This is a genomic window from Microbacterium sp. NPDC056234, from assembly GCF_042267585.1.
In the GTDB taxonomy this organism is placed as follows: Bacteria; Actinomycetota; Actinomycetes; order Actinomycetales; family Microbacteriaceae; genus Microbacterium.
Genome location: NZ_JBHJTE010000001.1, coordinates 183,044 through 199,946, shown reverse-complemented (window position 1 = coordinate 199,946; position 16,903 = coordinate 183,044). Strand labels below are relative to the sequence as shown.

Sequence of the window (16,903 nt, the reverse complement as noted above, 5' to 3'; positions counted from 1 at the left end):
ATGGATGCCACATCGCCTGCCGAGGTGGATCGGATCGTCGCGCAGGCCGCTGTCGCGTCCGCGCAATGGCGACAGGCGTCGATCGCGGATCGTGCCCGTGCGCTCGTGTCTGTTGCCGACGCCCTGGATGCGCGCGCCGACGAGCTCGTCCCGGTCGCTCAGCGCGAGACGCACCTCGCCGAGCCTCGGCTGCGCGGCGAACTGCGGCGCACCACCTTCCAGCTGCGCATGTTCGCCGCGATGCTCCCCGAGGGGCTGTGGCTCGACGCCCGCATCGATCACGCCGACGCGGAGTGGCCGATGGGCGCTCCGCGACCCGACCTCCGTCGTCAGCTCGAGCCGATCGGCGCGACCCTGGTGTTCGCGGCCAGCAACTTCCCGTTCGCGTTCTCGGTCGCCGGTGGCGACACCGCGAGTGCGCTCGCCGCGGGCAACGCCGTCGTCCTGAAGGCGCACCCCGGTCACCCCGAGCTCTCGGATGCGACCACGGATGCCGTGGTGGAGGCGCTCGCCGCCGCCGGCGCTCCGGACGGCCTGTTCCAGACGATCCACGGAACCGAGGCGGGCGTGCGCGCGCTGCAGGCGCCGGAGATCAAGGTCGCCTCCTTCACCGGATCGGTGCGGGGAGGACGGGCGCTGTTCGACATCGCCAACGCCCGCCCCGAGCCGATCCCCTTCTACGGCGAACTCGGCAGCACCAACCCGGCGTTCGTCACGCGGAGCGCGGCGGAGAAGGATGCCGCGGGCATCGCGTACGACTTCGTCGCGTCTGTCACGGGCAGTGCGGGGCAGCTCTGCACGAAGCCTGGTGTGCTCTTCGTCCCGGCCTCGTCCTCCGTGCGCGATGAGCTGGCGGCGCAGGAGCTCCCCGTGGGCGGTCCGCTGCTGAACCCGGGCATCGAGAGCGGGTTCCAGGGTGCGCTCGCCGGCGTGCGCGCGGTCGACGGCGTGGAGGCGGTCTCCGAGGGGACCGATGCGCTCGCGCCCGTCCTGCTGTCCACCACGTCCGAGACGTTCCGTGCGCACATGGACACGCTGATGACCGAGATGTTCGGACCCGCCGCGCTCGTCGTGGCCTACGAGGACGAGAGCGAGCTGGTCGAGTTCGCATCGCGCCTGGAGGGGCAGCTGACCGCGACGATCATCGGGGAGTCGGGCGACGGGATCGCCGCGGAGCTGATCCCCGTGCTCTCCACCCGCGCCGGACGCGTGCTGTGGAACCAGTGGCCGACCGGCGTCTCGGTGACGTGGGCGCAGCAGCACGGCGGCCCGTACCCGGCGGCGACGGCGGTCGGTTCGACTTCGGTCGGCATGGCCGCGATCACCCGCTTCCTGCGCCCGGTCGCGTACCAGAACGTGCCGGACGAGCTGCTTCCGGATGCTCTCAAGGAGGCCAATCCGCTGGGCATCGTCCGGCGGGTGGACGGTGTGCTCGTCCTACCGTGATTAGGTGACCTAATCGGGCTCGCGGCGCGCCGCCAGCCCGATTCTCCTCGCCCTGCAGGGCCGTCAGCGTGCGGTCGGAAGCCAGACCCGCATCGCTTCGCCACCATCGAACTCGGCGAACGGGCGTAGATGCAGCAGGGCATCCTCGAGCTCCAGTGCCGAATCGGCGGCGTACAGCGTCGCGCCGGCGGGCAGAGTCCGCCGTTGCGCGGTCAGCTCGAGGCGCGGCCCGAGCGGCCCGCGGGCGTCTGTGCTCTCCTGCGCGTGGGTCGCGGCGTCGATCGTGACATCATCCACGTCGCCGACCGCGCAGTACACGACGGGTCCGCGGCGCAGGGCCACTGTCCCGCGGACGGCGTCGATGCGTGGGTCGGGGTGGACGACGGAGAGCGTCACCGGCAGCTGCAGTTCGAGGCTCGTGCCGTCGACCAGAGCGTCTTCGAGCAGGATCCAGCCGTCCTCGACGGCGGAGTCGGCCAGCGTCCCGTTCCGGTGCAGCGTGACGGTCGCGCCGGCGGCCCAGCCGGGGACGCGCAACGCGAGTCGACGGCGACCGTCGGCCGCGTCTCCGCTCACGCGGATGCGGACGAGCCCGTCGGCGGGGTACGCGGTGTCGATCTCCACCGTCGCGCCGAGCGCGGTGACGGTGGCCGACGCGTAGAGGGCGATGTCGAGGCCGTCCTCTCGTTCGGCGGCGATGTGCTGTTCGAGCGCGGCGAACGTGCGCATGAGGTTCGGCGGGCAGCAGGCGCAGCTGAACCAGCGGCGTCGAGCATCCGGTGCCTTTCCGCCGTACGGGCGCTCGTCGCGCACCTGCAGCGGATTGACGTAGGTGAACATGTCGCCCGCCGTGGAGATGCCCGCGGCGACGAGGTTGTACAGCGCGGTCTCGGCGACGTCGAGGATGTCCGCTCTGCCGGTGGCCAGGTACATCCGCCATGCCCAGCCGAACAGAGCGACGCCCGCACAGGTCTCGGCGTAGGCGCGGTCCGGCGGCAGCTCGAAGGCCTCGCCGAACGACTCGTCCTCGTGGCGGGCGCCGGTACCCCCGGTGACGTACATGCGGCGCCGGACGAGGTCGTCCCACTGGGTGAGCATCGCGTCGAGCATCTCGGGCTGCCTCGTCTCGAGGTACAGGTCGGTGATGCCTTGGTTCAGATAGAGCGCGCGCACCGCGTGACCGCGCATGGTGGTCGCCTCGAGCGCGGGCTTCTCGTCCTGGTAGTAGACGGCGCCGAACAGCACTCCACCGAGGAAGCCGGCTCCGCGGCGGCGCACGAACGCCTCCGCGAGCTGAAGAGGCGCGGCGGCGCCGGTTGTTCGGTGCAGTTCGACCAGGGCGGTCTCGATCAAAGGATGCCCGCAGTACTCGACCGCGTCATCCGCGCCCATGCGGTTGACGACGTGATCGACGAAGCTCTCGGCGACGGCCAGCAGCCGGTCGTCGCCGATGGCGCGGTGCGCGCCGATCGCCGCCTGGATCAGGTGTCCGAGGCAGTAGAGCTCGTGCCCCTGTGCGAAGTCGGTCCAGGGCTGGTGACCGTCGCGGTGCAGGTAGGCGGAGTCGAGGTACCCGTCCTCCTGCTGGGCGCGTTCGATCAGGTCGACGGTGGTGTCGAAGAACGCGCGGAGGCCCTGGTCGTCCTCCCGGCCCAGCTCCCAGGCGGCCGCCTCGAGGGTCTTGTAGATGTCGGAGTCGATGAACAGGAGCCCTCGGAAGCCGGCATCGGATTCGCCGGTCAGGCGGCGGAGATTCTCGAGATTGCCGTACTCCTCGAGCATCGCGATGCCGTGTGGGAGCGTCGTGTCCCGGTTGCGTTCGTGCCAGACCTGGAGAAGCCCACCGGTGACGACCGGAACGCTCGTGAGGGGCTTGCGCGCTCCATGCCGGGTGACCCCGACGGCGGTGCGGCTGTTGGCGGCTGCGGAGGACACGGACGACACCTCTTCTCCGAGACGTGGGGTGGCGCCTCATCGGGTGCAATTGTACTTGTACTCTCCTCGGTGGTGTCAACGGTCAATGAAGGACCCCTACGCTCGAACCATGACCACCGACGTCCGCAACATCGACACCGCCCTCGCCGCGATCTCGGAGCACTGGCAGCCGCACCGCCTGACGAGCATCAACGATTACGACGTCAAGGTGGTCAAGCTGCAGGGCGAGTTCGTCTGGCACACGCATCCCGACACCGACGAGCTCTTCATGGTCATCAGCGGTGAGCTGACCATCCAGCTCCGCGACCGCGATGTCGTCCTCGGACCGAACGACGTGTTCGTCGTCCCGAAGGGTGTCGAGCACTGCCCGAAGGCCGACGGGGAGGTGCACGCGCTGCTGTTCGAGCCGCAGGGCACGGTCAACACCGGGGATGCCGGGGGCGAGCGCACTTCAGAGCTGCGCGAACTCGGCTGAGCCCTTCCGTTTCGGAGGTCGCGTCGCGGCGCCAGCGAGCACCTCGCGTCGATGTGATAACTATTCACGCGATTCAATACGCAGAACTGCAAGCGCAGCTTGTCTTACATGCGGCGTTCTGCTCTCGGATTTGGAGCGGCTGCCGCATCAGGCGGATACTCGGGTCATCCCCGCAGCCCGTTTCCAACCGGAATCCGCCATGAATCCTGCCGCTGTTCTCACGCCGGACGCGACCATCGCCGTCGTCGGTGCCGGTCGCCTCGGCACGGTCCTTGCACGGGCACTGCGCGCTGCGGAGTTCGACGTCCGCGGGCCCTTCGGCCGCACCGACGAGATTCCGCAGAGCGACATCGCACTCCTCTGTGTCCCGGATGCGGCGATCCCCGCCGCGGCGGCGCGCACGCGACCGCACGTCACCCTGCTCGGCCACGTCTCGGGCGCCACGCCGCTGACCGGCGTCGACTTCAGCATCCACCCGCTCCAGACCTTCACCGGCACCGAGTCGCCCGAGGTCTTCCATGGCATCGGCGCCGCGATCGACGGGCGCACGCCGATCGCCCGCGAGGCGGCAGAGCATCTCGCCCGCGCCGTCGGCGCGCGGCCGTTCCCCGTCGACGACGCCCACCGTGCGAGCTATCACGCGGCGGCATCCTTCGCCTCGAACTTCGTCCTGACCGTACTGGATGCCGCAGAGCACCTCGCCGAGTCCGCCGGCGTTCCGGATGCCCGCGACCTGCTCGGGCCGCTGGTCCGACAGAGCGTGGACAACTGGCGCGCACGCGGCGCGAGCGAGGCCCTGACCGGCCCATCACCCGCGGCGACATCGCGACCGTCGCCCGCCAACGCGAGGCCGCCGCGCAGGCGGACCTCGACGTACTTTTCGATGCGCTCGCGGACGCGACAGGGGTGGTCGCTCGTGGTGAGCGCGTTTCGACTCAGTCGCTGCGCTCCCTCGCTCAACGAACGGAGAAGGGGTGCTCCCTCGCTCAGCGAGCGGAGAAACCCGCTGCAGGGACGAGTGGAGGAGATGCATGAAGATCCTCCGCACCATCCCCGAGGTCCGCGCCGCCGTCCGGGCCGCGCGCGCCGAGGGGCGCAACGTCGGCCTCGTCCCCACGATGGGCGCATTCCACGAGGGGCACCTCTCGCTCATGCGCGAGGCTCGTGCCCACAATGACCTCGTCGTCGTCTCCCTCTTCGTCAACCCGACCCAGTTCGCCGCCCACGAGGACCTCAGCACCTACCCGCGCGATGAGGCCCGCGATGCCGCGCTCGCCGAAGCCGAGGGCGTCGACATCCTCTTCGCCCCAGAACCGGCCGAGATCTACCCCGACGGATTCGCGACCACGATCCACGTCGCCGGAATCACCGAGGTGCTGGACGGCGCGAGCCGCGGCATCCACCATTTCGACGGAGTCGCGACCGTCGTCACCAAGCTGTTCGGCATCGTCCGCCCCGACGTGGCCTACTTCGGACAGAAGGATGCCCAGCAGGTGCTCGTGGTGCGCCGCGTCGTGCGGGACCTGGATCTCGGCGTGCGCATCGAGGCGTGCCCGATCGTCCGTGAACCCGACGGACTCGCGATGAGCTCGCGCAACGTCTACCTCGACCCGGCCGCACGCGCGCAGGCGACCGCCCTCAGCCGCGCGCTCGACGCCGCGCACGCCCGCCATGACGCCGGGGAGCGGGATGCCGCGGCGATCCGCGCCGCAGCCGCGGACGTCCTCGAGGAAGCCGGCATCACGCCGGAGTATCTCGAGCTCCGCGACGCCGAGACCCTGCAGCCGGTCGCGGACACGACCCGGGACACGCTCCTCGCCGTCGCCGCCCGCGTCGGCGCCGCCCGTCTGATCGACAACCACACCCTGAGAGGCGACGCCTGATGCGACGCACCATGCTGAAGTCGAAGATCCACCGCGCGACCATCACGGCCAGCGACCTGAACTACGTCGGCTCGATCACCGTCGACCCCGACCTGCTCGACGCCGCCGACATCCTGCCGCACGAGCAGGTGCACGTCGTCGACGTGAACAACGGCGCTCGATTCGTCACCTACACGCTCGTCGGCGAGCGGGGCTCCGGGGAGATCAAGGTCAACGGCGCCGCGGCCCGCCTCGTGCACACCGGCGATACGATCATCGTCATCTCCTACGCGGACTACTCCCGCGAAGACCTCGAAGACTACGAGCCCGTCGTCGTGCACGTCGACCGTGCGAACGCGATCGTCCGCGTGGACGACGCCGTCGGCGAGCTGGTGGCCTCGTGAGCGCGCGCCCCGCGTCGACACGGCGCCTCACGCTGCGCGATCTCTCCGCCAAGAAGGCGGCCGGCGAACCCATCGTCATGGTCACCGCGTACGACCACCCCGGCGCGCAGATCGTGGATGCCGCGGGCGTCGATGTCGTCCTCGTCGGCGACTCCGCCGCGATGACGGTGCTCGGCTACGACAGCACCGTCCCGGTCACCGTCGACGAGATGCTCATGCTCACCCAGGCCGTGCGGCGGGGTCTCGATCGCCCGCTGCTCGTCGGTGATCTGCCGTTCGGCTCGTACGAGGCATCCGATGCCCTGGCGATCGCGACGGCGCAGCGTTTCGTCAAGGAGGCCGGCGTCGACCTCGTCAAGATCGAGCGCGGCGGCACGTCGATCGATCGGGCGCGTGCGCTGGTCTCGGCCGGGATCCCGGTCGTCGGACACGTCGGCCTCACCCCCCAGACCGCCGCGTCGCTCGGCGGCTACCGCGCCCAAGGGCGCCGAGCCGATGCGGCGCTCGCCTTGATCGACGACGCCGTCGCACTGCAGGATGCCGGCTGCTCGATGCTCGTCGTCGAAGCCGTCCCCTCCGAGGTCACCGAGGCGCTCATGTCACGGCTCGAGATCCCGGTGATCGGGATCGGCGCCGGGGCGGATGCCGACGGGCAGGTGCTCGTGTTCCACGATCTGCTCGGCATCCTCGCCGGGGGAGCGGCGCGGTTCGTCAAGCGCTACGCCGACCTGCGCACCGACGCCATCGCCGGTGTCACCGCCTACGCCGATGAGGTGCGCAGCGGCGCCTATCCCGCGCCCGAGCACACCTACGCGATGGCGAGGGGCGAGGCCACGCGGCTCAAGAAGCTGCTCGACGGGCGCTGACGCAGCCGTCTGGCACCAGATCAGGACGATCGCGGCCGAATCGTCCTGATCTCGGCACAACCTCCTGATCTCCGCACGCTGTTCAGTCCCCAGCATCCTCCGGCACCCAGCGCAGCAGGTCGCCCGGCTGGCACTGCAGCACCTGGCACAGCGCATCCAGCGTCGTGAACCGCACCGCCTTCGCCCGGCCGTTCTTGAGCACCGCGAGGTTCGTCGGCGTGATCCCGATCCGCTCGGCGAGCTCGCCGACGGCCATCTTGCGGCGGGCGAGCATCACGTCGATGTCGACGATCACCGGCATCAGATCACCTCGCCCAGCTCGGAGCGCAGCGCCCGCGCCTCGTCCTCGCGTGCGATCGCCTGACGCAGCAGCGCCTTCATGACGACGACGAGCAGGGCGATCCCGCCGAGCACCAACGAGGCGCCGCAGATCAGGCCGACGATGCCCGGGGCCATGGATCCCGGCGCCAGCAGGATCGCGAGTGCCAGAGCCAGCACCGCCGCGGTCGCGAACGCCGCGATGATCGCATTGACCCATCTGAACGAGGATGCCGAGAAGATCGACCCCCGCCTCACCTTCGTCAGCAGCATCCAGACGGAGACGGCGAACACCTGCATCGTCAGGATGCCGAGCACGATGATGCCCACGAACGCGATGCGGCCCCAGAGCTCTTCCTCCGCGAGGTCGAGCCAGAGCGCCGGCACGATGAGCGCCTGCACCGCCACGGATCCCAGCACCGCCAGGGCGATCACGACCTGCAGCACCCCGATGGTCACTTTTCCCACGGTTCCGACCCTTCATCGAAGAACAATAGGAATCTATCGTTAATCGTTCGATATGGGAAGAGCCTGCGAAACCGGCGAACCCCTTCCGAAGTCGACGTCAACGACATATCGTTGACTATCGCTCACCTACGAGGAGGCATCATGAACGGTTCATTCCCCACCGGCGGATTCGGCTTCGGCCCCAACGGTCCAGGAGCATCGATCTTCGACGCGTTCGAGCAGTTCCGGCAGAGCTTCGAACCGCGTCCAGGCGGAGCATCGCGCATGGCACGCGGCGACGTCCGCGCCGCCGTCATCGCCCTGCTCGCCGAGCAGCCCATGCACGGCTACCAGATCATCAGCGAGATCTCCGATCGCACGGGCGGCGCGTGGAAGCCCAGCGCGGGCTCCGTCTACCCGACCCTGCAGCTGCTCGCCGACGAGGGCCTCATCTCCGCCGAAGAGCAGAACGGTCGCAAGACCTACTCGCTCACCGACGCAGGCCGGGCCGAAGCGGATGCCGCGGCCGACAAGCCCGCTCCGTGGGAGGCCTTCGGAGGACGCACGGCGGCGAACCTCACCGCCCTGCCCAAGGCGGGCATGGAGCTCGCCGGCGTCGCCGCCCAGGTCGCCCGCACCGGCACGCCCGATCAGGTCCAGAAGGCGGTGGACGTGCTCGACGAGGCGCGCCGTAAGCTGTACGCGATCCTCGCCGACTGATCGGAGCGTGCATGGATTCGACGTCGGATGCCGTGGACGAGACGCCGCCGCGACAGGTCGCGGCGGCGCCGTTCGCGCCGGATGCGGGGCGCGCAACGCCCGCGCACCGCGCCCGCTATCGCCGCATCGTCGGATTCGCGGCCCGCGAGTTCCTGATCGTCTGGTGGTACGAGCTCGTTCTCCCGAGGTTCGGTCTGACCTCACATGCGGACCGCACGCGCGCCGCACGCATGCAGCGCTTCGCCCGTCGCTTCCATGCGCTCGCGGTCGGGCTCGGCGGGCTCATGATCAAGGTCGGGCAGTTCATGTCGTCGCGCCTCGACGTCCTGCCGCCCGAGATCACTGCTGAACTCGAGGGCCTGCAGGACGAAGTCCCCGCTGTCGCGTTCGCCGACATCCGCGCGCTCGCCGAAGCCGAGTTCGGCGTGCCGTTGACCAGCGCGTACGCCTGGTTCGACGAGACGCCGCTGGCCGCGGCATCCCTCGGACAGGCGCACCGGGCTCGCCTGTCGGATCAGGATGCCGAGGACACCGGTCTGCGCGATGTGGTCGTCAAGGTGCAGCGACCGGGTATCGACGGGATCGTCGCCACCGACCTCGCCGCCCTGCGGCGGGTGGCGCGGTGGGCCAGCCGCATCCGCCTGGTCTCGAACCGCGTCGACGCCCCCGCTCTCGTCGAGGAGTTCGCGCAGACCTGCCGCGAGGAGATCGACTATCTGCACGAGGCCGCCGGCGCCGAGCGGTTCGCCGCGGATTTCGCCGATGACCAGCGCGTCTCGGCCCCAGAGGTCGTCTGGGAGCGGAGCACCCGCCGCGTCCTCACGCTCTCGGACGTCACGGCCATCAAGATCAACGACACCGCGGCGCTTCGGGCCGCGGGGATCGATCCGACCGAGGTGGCGAACGTGTTCGCCGACGTCATGCTCGACCAGGTCTTCACGCACGGCTTCGTGCACGCCGACCCGCATCCGGGCAACATCTTCGTGACGCCCCTGGCGTCGGATGCCGGGGGTCCCGCGTGGCGCCTCACCTTCGTCGACTTCGGGATGATGACGTCGGTTCCGGACAGCCTGCGCGCGGGCCTTCGTACGCTGGTGATCGCCGTCGCCGGTCGCGACAGCAAGGGCCTCGTCGCCGCCGCGCAGGAGATCGGCGTGCTGCTGCCGTCCGCCGATACGCGTGAGTTGGAGCGGGCGCTGACGGCCCTGTTCGCGCGCTTCGGCGGCATGGGCTTCGCCGAGCTGCGCGACGTCGATCCGCGCGAGTTCACCGGGTTCGCGACGGAGTTCACCGACACTGTGCGGGAGCTCCCGGTGCAGCTGCCGGAGAACCTGCTGCTGCTCATCCGCGCCGTCTCGCTCACCTCGGGGCTGTGCAGCGCGCTCGATCCGGCCTTCAACATCTGGGACCCGGTCGAGCCGTACGCAGCGAAGCTGCTTCAGGATGAGAGCGGCAACCTCGTGCAGGACTTCAGCCGGCAGGCGGCGGCGAACGCCGGCCTCCTGTGGCGTCTGCCGAAGCGCCTCGACGACGTCATCTCGAGCGCCGACAACGGCACGCTGTCGTTCGACACGTCCCGGCTCGAGCGGCGCCTCGATATCCTCGTCGGCATCGGGAAGCGGGTCGTCTCGGCCGTGCTGTTCATGGCGCTCGTCGTCGGCGGCGCGCTCCTGCTGATCGGCGGCGCTGCGCCGGTGCTCGGATGGGTGCTGATCGGCGTCTCCGCGCTGCCGCTGCTGCACGCCCTGTTCGGCGGGCGACGGCGCACGTAGTCGCGGCCCAGTGTCCCCGGATCGGCGCCCGCCGTCAGCCGTCGACGGACGCCGCCTCGGCCTTCGCCCCTTCGGCGGCCCCGGTGATCCGCGCGGCCATGCCGGCGAAGATCGAGCCGTGGAACGGCAGCACGGCGAACCAGTACAGGCGACCGGTGAGGCCGCGGGGGAAGAAGACTGCTCGCTGCTCGTAGCGGGCGCCCTCACCATCCGGTACCGCCCGAAGCTCGAGCCAGGCGGAGCCGGGCACCTTCATCTCGGCGCGCAGGCGCAGCAGCCCGCCGCTGGCAGCATCCGGCTCCTCCACGGCCTCGACGCGCCAGAAGTCGATCGCGTCGCCGATGCGCGCGCGACTGCGGCTGCGGCGCCCTCGTCGCAGACCGACGCCGCCCATCAGGCGGTCCATCCAGCCGCGCACCGCCCAGAGGAACGGCGACGAGTACCAGCCGTTCTCACCGCCGATGCCGACGATCACGCGCCAGAGCTCATCCACCGACGCCTGGGTTCTGAGAGACCGGGCGTCGGTGAAGACGGTGCGGCCCGCCCACTCAGGGTCGGTCGGCAGCGGGTCGCTCGGCGCGCCCGAGACCTCGGCATCCTGCCAACTGGTCTCCACGCTGTCGGCGTCGACGCGTCCGAGCGCGAGCCGCACCGCTGTCCGATACGGGGTGAGGCCGCCGTCGGGCGGCGCGATGAGCGCGTCGATGTCGTCGTTCTTGACGACGCACTCGTTCTGCAGCGAGGCGACGAGGGGGCGCGCGATCGAGCGGGGGACGGGCGTCACGAGGTTCACCCAGTGCGAGGCGAGCTCGGGGGTCAGGACGGGGAGGGCCGCGATGCCGCGCTGCGGGAGGCCGGCCTCGACGGCATATCCGTTCATCATCTGCCCGTATCGCAGAACGTCCGGTCCGCCGATGTCGACCGTGCGGTTCACGCTCGCCTCGACCCGCGCTGCGCCGAGCAGGTAGTGCAGGACATCGCGGATCGCGATCGGCTGGATGCGGTTGCGCACCCACTTCGGCGCCGGCATGTACGGCAGCACTTCGGTCAGATGCCGGATCATCTCGAACGACGCGGAACCCGATCCGATCACGACGCCGGCCTGCAGCACGAGCGTCGGCACACCGGAATCGAGGAGGATTTCGCCGACCTCGACGCGTGAGCGCAGGTGCGGCGACAGCTTCACGTCGTCCGGGTGCAGGCCGCCGAGGTAGACGATGCGGCGCGCACCGGCATCCTTCGCGGCCTCGGCGATCGTGGTGGCCGCGCGCTGGTCCGCATCCTCGAAGCCCTTGCCGGCGCCCATCGAGTGGATCAGGTAGTAGACGACGTCGACGTCCGCCATCGCGGTGCGGACGGCATCCACGTCGTCAGCCGAACCCTCCACGATCTCGCAGTCCGGTCCCCACGGGAAGGATGCCGCGCGTGCGGCATCGCGGGCGAGCACCCGCACGTGGTAGCCGGCGTTCAGCAAGCGCGGTGTCAGGCGGCCGCCGATGTAGCCGGTCGCACCGAGGACGAGCGCGCGGGGTGCGCTGCCGTCTTCGCGGGGGAGAGCGCGCAGTGCGTTCTCGCGGCCGGTGGGCTGGGTGAGCTCGGTCATGTCCTGAGCGTAGGCGGCGGCCGTCGAGTCGGCGACGCGGTTGCGTTCGATTCCGATCTGTGGTTGCCGGACGGTTCACCGCTCTGCCACATGTACGCTTGTACGCATGGCTTCTGCACCCGCCCCGGACGGCGCGACGCGACGCGCACGCATCGCCGTCTCGGCGCTGTTCCTGACGAATGGCGCGCTGTTCGCCAACATCCTGCCGCGCTACCCCGAGATCAAGGCCGCCCTGGGGCTGGACAACATCGCCTACGGAGTCTCGGTGGCGGCTTTCCCGGCCGGTGCGATCGTCGCGGGGCTCGCCGCCGCCGTCCTGATCCGGCGCCTCGGCTCGGCGCGCGTCGCGGTGATCGGCACGGTGCTCACCGGTCTCGGGTTGCTGTCCGCGGCCTTCGCGCCGTCCGCGGTGCTGTTCGCCCTCGCGCTCTTCCTCGGCGGGGCATCGGATGCCATCACCGACGTCGCGCAGAACGCCCACGGCCTTCGGGTGCAGAAGCGCTACGGGCGCTCGATCATCAATTCCTTCCACGCGATCTGGTCGATCGGCGCCGTCCTCGGCGGCGGCATGGCGGCCGCGGCGATCGCCTTGCGCGTTCCCGTCGGCATCCATCTGTCGATCTCGACCGCGGTGTTCGCGTTGGTCGCCCTCGTCGCGCTGAGATTCTGCCTGCCCGGACGCGACGAAGAGGCGGTCGAGGATGCCGTGGCCCATGTCCCCGAGATCCAGGGGGCCGTGCGTCGAGGCGTCAGCCCGCGCACCGTGTGGATGCTCGTCGCCCTCACCCTCATCGCGATGGCGGGCGCTGTCGCCGAAGATGCGGGGAACACGTGGGCGACGCTCTACCTGTCCGAGTCGCTCGGGGCGCCGGCGGCGATCGCGTCGCTCGGATTCATCGCGCTCGTCGGGGCGCAGTTCATCGGACGCCTGCTCGGCGATGGCCTGGTCGACCGCTTCGGTCAGCGCGCTGTCGCCCGGGTCGGCGGGCTCATCGCTGCGGTCGGCATGGGCTTCGCGCTGGCCTTCCCGAGCGTGCCTGGGACGATCGCCGGGTTCGCGGCGGTCGGGTTCGGCATCGCGACGCTGATCCCGGCGGCGATGCACGCGGCCGACGAGCTCCCGGGGCTCCGGCACGGCGTCGGGCTCACCGTGGTGTCGTGGCTGCTGCGACTGGGGTTCCTGCTGTCACCGCCGTTCGTCGGGTTCATCGCCGAGACGGTCAGCCTGCAGGCGGGGCTCCTGGTCGCACCGATCGCCGGACTGGTCGCGTTCGCGCTCGCCGGCGTGCTGGAGAAGCGCCCCGCCTCGCGTTGATGTCACTCTGTCTGCTCGGTTTCGGCCGATTCGGAGCAGGCAAATGAAATGAACGTCGTTGGACGCGCAGCTGTACCCGGGAACAGGCGTCTGACGGGTGCGGACGAGAGTTCAGCGCCGAGCGTCGGCCGCGGCGATCCCGGCCCGCATCGTCTCGCGATCCGCGGCATCCCACGGCCCCGATGCCGCCAGCGGGATCTCGGTCATGAAGCGGCGCTGGTCCTCGGGGATGCGGGTGACCAGGGCATCCGGATCCGACCCGGCCGTCGCGTACAACGCCGGGCCGTCCGCGTAGAACGGGTCGGTCATCACGAGCCTGCCGTCGGAGCCGCGCATCACGTTCGACGGGTTGTCATCGATCGGGCCGCACCAGGGCAGCTCGGCGATCGCGCGGGCGTGGATCCCTCGCAGGATGCCGGTGAGCTCGACGACGCTCTCGTCTTCGTCCGCGATGAGGCGGTGCAGGCCTGCAGCATCCGCGGGGTCGACCGGGTGCAGGCGCTCCATGAGCATGAGGTCTCCGCCGCCGACGAGCCGGTGGTGCGCGAACAGCCGCGGCACGAGCAGCGTGTGCTCGGCGCGGCGGTAGAGCTCGGCCGTGTACGCCCCCGTCGGGTCGAACGGGCTGATGCGGGCGACCGTCTGTCCGTCCGGCGACAGCAGCGCGAAGGCCCAGTCGCCGGCGCCGATCCGTGACCATCCGGCGTCCGTGAAGACGCGCTCGACGTCGCGGTGATCGGCGTCGGCGGCGAGGTCGGGGATCGGCGTGCTCATCGACCCAGTCTCCAACATCTCCGACCCGAGGGCGCCGGATGGGCGAGTGCTCACGCCCCGCGTGCGCTGGTGAGCGGCGACGGCGACGGCGTCTGTGTCTACGGGTGCGCCCTGCAAGCCGCCAGGGTGACCGGCTCGCGACTAGAGCAAGCGCGAGCGGTACGTGCCGGGTGAGGTGCCGCATCGCTTCGTGAACTGCGCGTAGAAGCTGCTCTGGGAACCGAAACCGGCAGCGTGTGCGACCTCGCTCGCTGTCATGGTCGTGGTCACCAACAGACGCTGCGCCTCCGCCACGCGGCAGCGGATGAGGTATTCGGCGATCGTCGAGCCGACTGCTCTGCGAAAGAGCGTCGTCGCATAGTGGGGGTTCAAGTTCGCGGATGCGGCGATGTCCACGACCGAGATCTGCTTGCGAAAGTTCTCCACCGTGAATCGCGCCATCTCTGTGACGCCGCGCATCGAATCGGCCGAGACGTTCGGATTGCCGGATGCCGCGGCAGAAGCCTTCTCGCCGCTGTGGCGTTGCCAGTGGAGGACGCGACGGATGAGTGCCTGAATCTCGAGCAGCGCAATCGTCTCGAGGCCGTCGACGCCCATCTCCTGCTGCCACGAGACGAACATGGCTTCCATATCGCGAGCGATGGTCGTCGCCGGGACGATGATGGGCTGGCTCAGTAGCACCTCGCTCAGGTCCGACATGGGGAGATTCCAGCCCAGCACGGTCGTGAGGGGAACCTGAATCCAGCACATGTCCCCGTCCGCTCCGGCGTCGGTGGCGACGAGGCGATGCGGGGTCGCACCCCAGAACACCGCCAGCGATCCGGCCGGCACGGAGGCGCGCGTCCCGCCGAACTGGTAGTCCAGTGCTCCCTGCAGGACGATGTTGATCTCGAGGTCGTCATGGCGGTGGGGCAGGGGCATCACCGGCGCCGCGCCACGGTGGAACCAGAGCCGCGTCCGGTCAGTGACGATCGCGCTGTCGCCGTAAAGCTCGGGTGCTTCGCGAGCGTTCATTTGGCCAGTCTATGGACCGAACTGAGAATTCAGGAAGGTCAGCCAGGAAAGAAGGAAGTCTTGCCCGATTTCGAACTTTAGGCTCGCCGTATGACGGCAACGACGCGCACTCCCAAGATCACCATCATCGGCGCGGGGGGATTCGTCTTCCCGTTCCGCCTGATCGGCGACATCCTCAGCTTCCCGGCCCTGCAAGGGAGCACGCTCGCCCTCATGGATCTCGATGCGGACCGTGTTCACCGCACGGCGACCGCCGCGCGGGAGCTCATCGCCCACCACGGGCTCGACGCGACCGTCATCGAGACCACCGATCGTCGCGAGGCTCTCGCCGATGCGGACTTCGTCATCATCACCTTCCAGGTCGGTGGCATCGACGCCTATCGCTGGGACGTCGAGATCCCGCGCCGGTACGGAGTCGACCAGGCCGTCGGCGACACCGTCGGCCCCGGAGGCGTGTTCCGATTCCTGCGTTCAGTGCCGGCGTACGAGGCGATCGCCGCGGACGCGCTCGAACTGTGCCCGAATGCGCAGTTCATCAACTACGCCAATCCGATGGCGATGGCGACGGCGTTCCTGAACGCGAAGGGGCTCAACACCGTCGGCCTGTGTCACAGCGTGCAGGGCACCACCCGCATGCTGGCACGAACTCTGGGTGTCCCGTACGAGGAGGTGTCCTTCCTGTCGGCCGGGATCAACCACCAGGCGTGGATCCTCGAGTTCTCGCGGGCCGGTGAGGATCTGTATCCGGAGTTGCGTCGCGTCATGTCCGAGCGTCACCGTGTCGGAGTTGCGGCCGGCGGACTCGAGGAGGACGACGGCGACCACAGCGAGGCCGCCGAGGGGATGAGCACCTACGAGGGAGGCAACGAGCAGGTGCGTACCGCCCTCATGAACGCCTTCGGTTACTTCGAGACGGAATCCAGCCACCATGCGTCGGAGTATGTCCCGTACTTCCGGAAGGACCCGGAGACGGTGCTGGAGTTCATTCCCGAGCGCTGGGACTACTACGAGATCTGTCTCGCCCACGATGAGAAGGGGGACATCGATGAGCAGCTGGAGCGGTTGAAGGCCGAACTCTCGCCGTCGCTCGAGTATGGCGCCAGCATCGTGAACGCGGCGATCACCGGTGTCCCGGCAGTCGTCTACGGCAACGTGCCGAATGCGAGGGGGCTCATTCAGAACCTTCCTGCTGACGCGTGCGTCGAGGTGCCGTGCGTCGTGGATCGCAGCGGCGTGCAGCCCACGGCGATCGGCAGCCTCCCGCCGCAGCTCGCGGCCCTGAACCGCACCAACATCGGCGTGCAGAGCCTCGCCGTGCATGCGGCCCTCAGCGGGAATATCGAGCACATCTATCACGCGGTGGCGCTCGACCCGCTGACGGCGGCGAAGCTCACTCTCGATCAGATCCGCGCGATGACCGATGAGCTCCTTCTCGCCCATGACGCGCTGCTTCCCGCATCGCTTCGTCTGGGAGCGTGACGCCGCGCTGAGTCCGATCGTGCGGGCCGCCTCGGCGCGCTCCTGACAAGAAACCTCTTGACACGGCATCCGCCTCGCCGTAACGTACAACCAAATGGTTGCACAAACAGAACTGAGTGAAGCGGAGATCGACCGTGTGTTCCACGCACTGGCGACGTCGACGCGGCGTGACATCCTGCGCAGGACGATCGAGCAGGAGCAGTCCGTCTCGGCCCTCGCCGCCGAATACGACATGTCGTTCGCGGCCGTCCAGAAGCACGTCGCCGTGCTCGAGGCCGCGCACCTCATCATCAAACGCGCCGAGGGACGCGAGCGGCTGGTCCGCGCCGACCCCGCGATGATCGCCCGCGCCAGGGTGCTCCTCGCCCGCTACGAAGAACTCTGGCGGTCGCGCGTCGCCCGTCTCGACGACCTGCTCGCCGAAACAGAACCGCCCGCACGAAACGAACCACGACACGAAAAAGGAGATTGAC

16 protein-coding genes and 1 pseudogene are annotated in these 16,903 nt (G+C 69.5%); 11 read left to right on the top strand and 6 right to left on the bottom strand.

Features of this window, described 5'->3' with window-relative positions; translation table 11 throughout:
- Complete coding sequence (locus tag ACFCYE_RS00935; protein ID WP_376175669.1) at positions 1–1,446, top strand: aldehyde dehydrogenase (NADP(+)); 1,446 nt, start codon at positions 1–3, stop codon at positions 1,444–1,446.
- Between the two features lie 63 nt (positions 1,447–1,509).
- On the opposite strand, the gene ACFCYE_RS00930 is transcribed toward ACFCYE_RS00935, so the two are convergent.
- The gene (locus tag ACFCYE_RS00930) at positions 1,510–3,381 is read right to left on the bottom strand and encodes a glycoside hydrolase family 127 protein (RefSeq protein ID WP_376175668.1); all 1,872 of its coding nucleotides are present in this window, start codon (positions 3,379–3,381) and stop codon (positions 1,510–1,512) included.
- A gap of 109 nt (positions 3,382–3,490) precedes the next feature.
- Here ACFCYE_RS00930 and ACFCYE_RS00925 point away from each other — a divergent pair, with 109 nt between their 5' ends.
- The 5 genes and pseudogenes from ACFCYE_RS00925 to panB all read left to right on the top strand — a co-directional run bounded on the left by ACFCYE_RS00925 (position 3,491) and on the right by panB (position 6,988).
- Positions 3,491–3,856 carry a cupin domain-containing protein gene (locus ACFCYE_RS00925; RefSeq protein WP_264156075.1) on the top strand — a complete coding sequence of 122 codons (366 nt, stop codon included), beginning with the start codon at positions 3,491–3,493 and terminating at the stop codon, positions 3,854–3,856.
- Positions 3,813–4,604, top strand: a pseudogene (locus ACFCYE_RS00920) (DUF2520 domain-containing protein); the annotation flags it as partial. The gene ACFCYE_RS00925 and the pseudogene ACFCYE_RS00920, both read left to right, overlap by 44 nt.
- 283 nt (positions 4,605–4,887) lie before the next feature.
- Entirely contained in the window at positions 4,888–5,739 is an 852-nt protein-coding gene (gene panC, locus ACFCYE_RS00915) for a pantoate--beta-alanine ligase (RefSeq protein ID WP_376175667.1), read from the top strand.
- Complete coding sequence (panD, locus tag ACFCYE_RS00910; protein WP_376175666.1) at positions 5,739–6,122, top strand: aspartate 1-decarboxylase; 384 nt, start codon at positions 5,739–5,741, stop codon at positions 6,120–6,122. Before panC ends, panD begins: the two co-directional genes overlap by 1 nt.
- On the top strand, positions 6,119–6,988 hold the full coding sequence (gene panB, locus ACFCYE_RS00905) for a 3-methyl-2-oxobutanoate hydroxymethyltransferase (RefSeq protein ID WP_376175665.1): 870 nt from the start codon (positions 6,119–6,121) through the stop codon (positions 6,986–6,988). The genes panD and panB overlap by 4 nt, the downstream gene beginning before the upstream one ends.
- An 82-nt stretch (positions 6,989–7,070) precedes the next feature.
- Here the strand turns inward: panB and ACFCYE_RS00900 are convergent, their stop codons facing one another.
- Positions 7,071–7,289 carry a helix-turn-helix domain-containing protein gene (locus tag ACFCYE_RS00900; RefSeq protein WP_376175664.1) on the bottom strand — a complete coding sequence of 73 codons (219 nt, stop codon included), beginning with the start codon at positions 7,287–7,289 and terminating at the stop codon, positions 7,071–7,073.
- Positions 7,289–7,774, bottom strand: coding sequence for a DUF2975 domain-containing protein (locus ACFCYE_RS00895; RefSeq protein ID WP_376175663.1), 486 nt, complete (start codon positions 7,772–7,774; stop codon positions 7,289–7,291). Before ACFCYE_RS00895 ends, ACFCYE_RS00900 begins: the two co-directional genes overlap by 1 nt.
- 141 nt (positions 7,775–7,915) lie before the next feature.
- Here ACFCYE_RS00895 and ACFCYE_RS00890 point away from each other — a divergent pair, with 141 nt between their 5' ends.
- A complete protein-coding gene (locus ACFCYE_RS00890) occupies positions 7,916–8,473 on the top strand; it encodes a PadR family transcriptional regulator (RefSeq protein WP_376175662.1) in 558 nt (185 codons plus the stop codon).
- 11 nt (positions 8,474–8,484) lie between these two features.
- Positions 8,485–10,245, top strand: a complete 1,761-nt coding sequence (locus ACFCYE_RS00885) for an ABC1 kinase family protein (RefSeq protein WP_376175661.1) — start codon at positions 8,485–8,487, stop codon at positions 10,243–10,245.
- Positions 10,246–10,279: 34 nt separating this feature from the next.
- Here the strand turns inward: ACFCYE_RS00885 and ACFCYE_RS00880 are convergent, their stop codons facing one another.
- A complete protein-coding gene (locus tag ACFCYE_RS00880; protein WP_376175660.1) occupies positions 10,280–11,848 on the bottom strand; it encodes an SDR family oxidoreductase in 1,569 nt (522 codons plus the stop codon).
- 106 nt (positions 11,849–11,954) lie between these two features.
- On the opposite strand from ACFCYE_RS00880, the gene ACFCYE_RS00875 reads away from it, so the two are divergent.
- Positions 11,955–13,163, top strand: coding sequence for an MFS transporter (locus ACFCYE_RS00875; RefSeq protein ID WP_376175659.1), 1,209 nt, complete (start codon positions 11,955–11,957; stop codon positions 13,161–13,163).
- Positions 13,164–13,274: 111 nt separating this feature from the next.
- Here ACFCYE_RS00875 and ACFCYE_RS00870 read toward each other — a convergent pair whose 3' ends face one another.
- Both ACFCYE_RS00870 and ACFCYE_RS00865 read right to left on the bottom strand, forming a co-directional pair.
- Positions 13,275–13,937: a hypothetical protein gene (locus ACFCYE_RS00870; RefSeq protein WP_376175658.1), complete on the bottom strand. Its 663-nt coding sequence runs from the start codon at positions 13,935–13,937 to the stop codon at positions 13,275–13,277.
- A 141-nt stretch (positions 13,938–14,078) separates the two neighbouring features.
- Complete coding sequence (locus ACFCYE_RS00865) at positions 14,079–14,951, bottom strand: helix-turn-helix domain-containing protein (RefSeq protein ID WP_376175657.1); 873 nt, start codon at positions 14,949–14,951, stop codon at positions 14,079–14,081.
- Positions 14,952–15,041: 90 nt separating this feature from the next.
- Here ACFCYE_RS00865 and melA point away from each other — a divergent pair, with 90 nt between their 5' ends.
- Positions 15,042–16,430 carry an alpha-galactosidase gene (gene melA, locus ACFCYE_RS00860; RefSeq protein WP_376175656.1) on the top strand — a complete coding sequence of 463 codons (1,389 nt, stop codon included), beginning with the start codon at positions 15,042–15,044 and terminating at the stop codon, positions 16,428–16,430.
- Between the two features lie 94 nt (positions 16,431–16,524).
- Positions 16,525–16,902, top strand: coding sequence for an ArsR/SmtB family transcription factor (locus ACFCYE_RS00855; RefSeq protein ID WP_376175655.1), 378 nt, complete (start codon positions 16,525–16,527; stop codon positions 16,900–16,902).
- The last annotated feature ends 1 nt before the right edge of the window (position 16,903 follow it).

What these genes read in the sequence shown, in the direction of transcription:
- ACFCYE_RS00935 (WP_376175669.1), top strand. Translation starts at nt 1, where the DNA reads ATGGATGCCACATCGCCTGCCGAGGTGGATCGGATCGTCGCGCAGGCC.
- ACFCYE_RS00925 (WP_264156075.1), top strand. Translation starts at nt 3,491, where the DNA reads ATGACCACCGACGTCCGCAACATCGACACCGCCCTCGCCGCGATCTCG.
- panC (WP_376175667.1), top strand. Translation starts at nt 4,888, where the DNA reads ATGAAGATCCTCCGCACCATCCCCGAGGTCCGCGCCGCCGTCCGGGCC.
- panD (WP_376175666.1), top strand. Translation starts at nt 5,739, where the DNA reads ATGCGACGCACCATGCTGAAGTCGAAGATCCACCGCGCGACCATCACG.
- ACFCYE_RS00900 (WP_376175664.1), bottom strand. Translation starts at nt 7,289, where the DNA reads ATGCCGGTGATCGTCGACATCGACGTGATGCTCGCCCGCCGCAAGATG.
- ACFCYE_RS00890 (WP_376175662.1), top strand. Translation starts at nt 7,916, where the DNA reads ATGAACGGTTCATTCCCCACCGGCGGATTCGGCTTCGGCCCCAACGGT.
- ACFCYE_RS00885 (WP_376175661.1), top strand. Translation starts at nt 8,485, where the DNA reads ATGGATTCGACGTCGGATGCCGTGGACGAGACGCCGCCGCGACAGGTC.
- ACFCYE_RS00880 (WP_376175660.1), bottom strand. Translation starts at nt 11,848, where the DNA reads ATGACCGAGCTCACCCAGCCCACCGGCCGCGAGAACGCACTGCGCGCT.
- ACFCYE_RS00875 (WP_376175659.1), top strand. Translation starts at nt 11,955, where the DNA reads ATGGCTTCTGCACCCGCCCCGGACGGCGCGACGCGACGCGCACGCATC.
- ACFCYE_RS00870 (WP_376175658.1), bottom strand. Translation starts at nt 13,937, where the DNA reads ATGAGCACGCCGATCCCCGACCTCGCCGCCGACGCCGATCACCGCGAC.
- ACFCYE_RS00865 (WP_376175657.1), bottom strand. Translation starts at nt 14,951, where the DNA reads ATGAACGCTCGCGAAGCACCCGAGCTTTACGGCGACAGCGCGATCGTC.
- melA (WP_376175656.1), top strand. Translation starts at nt 15,042, where the DNA reads ATGACGGCAACGACGCGCACTCCCAAGATCACCATCATCGGCGCGGGG.
- ACFCYE_RS00855 (WP_376175655.1), top strand. Translation starts at nt 16,525, where the DNA reads ATGGTTGCACAAACAGAACTGAGTGAAGCGGAGATCGACCGTGTGTTC.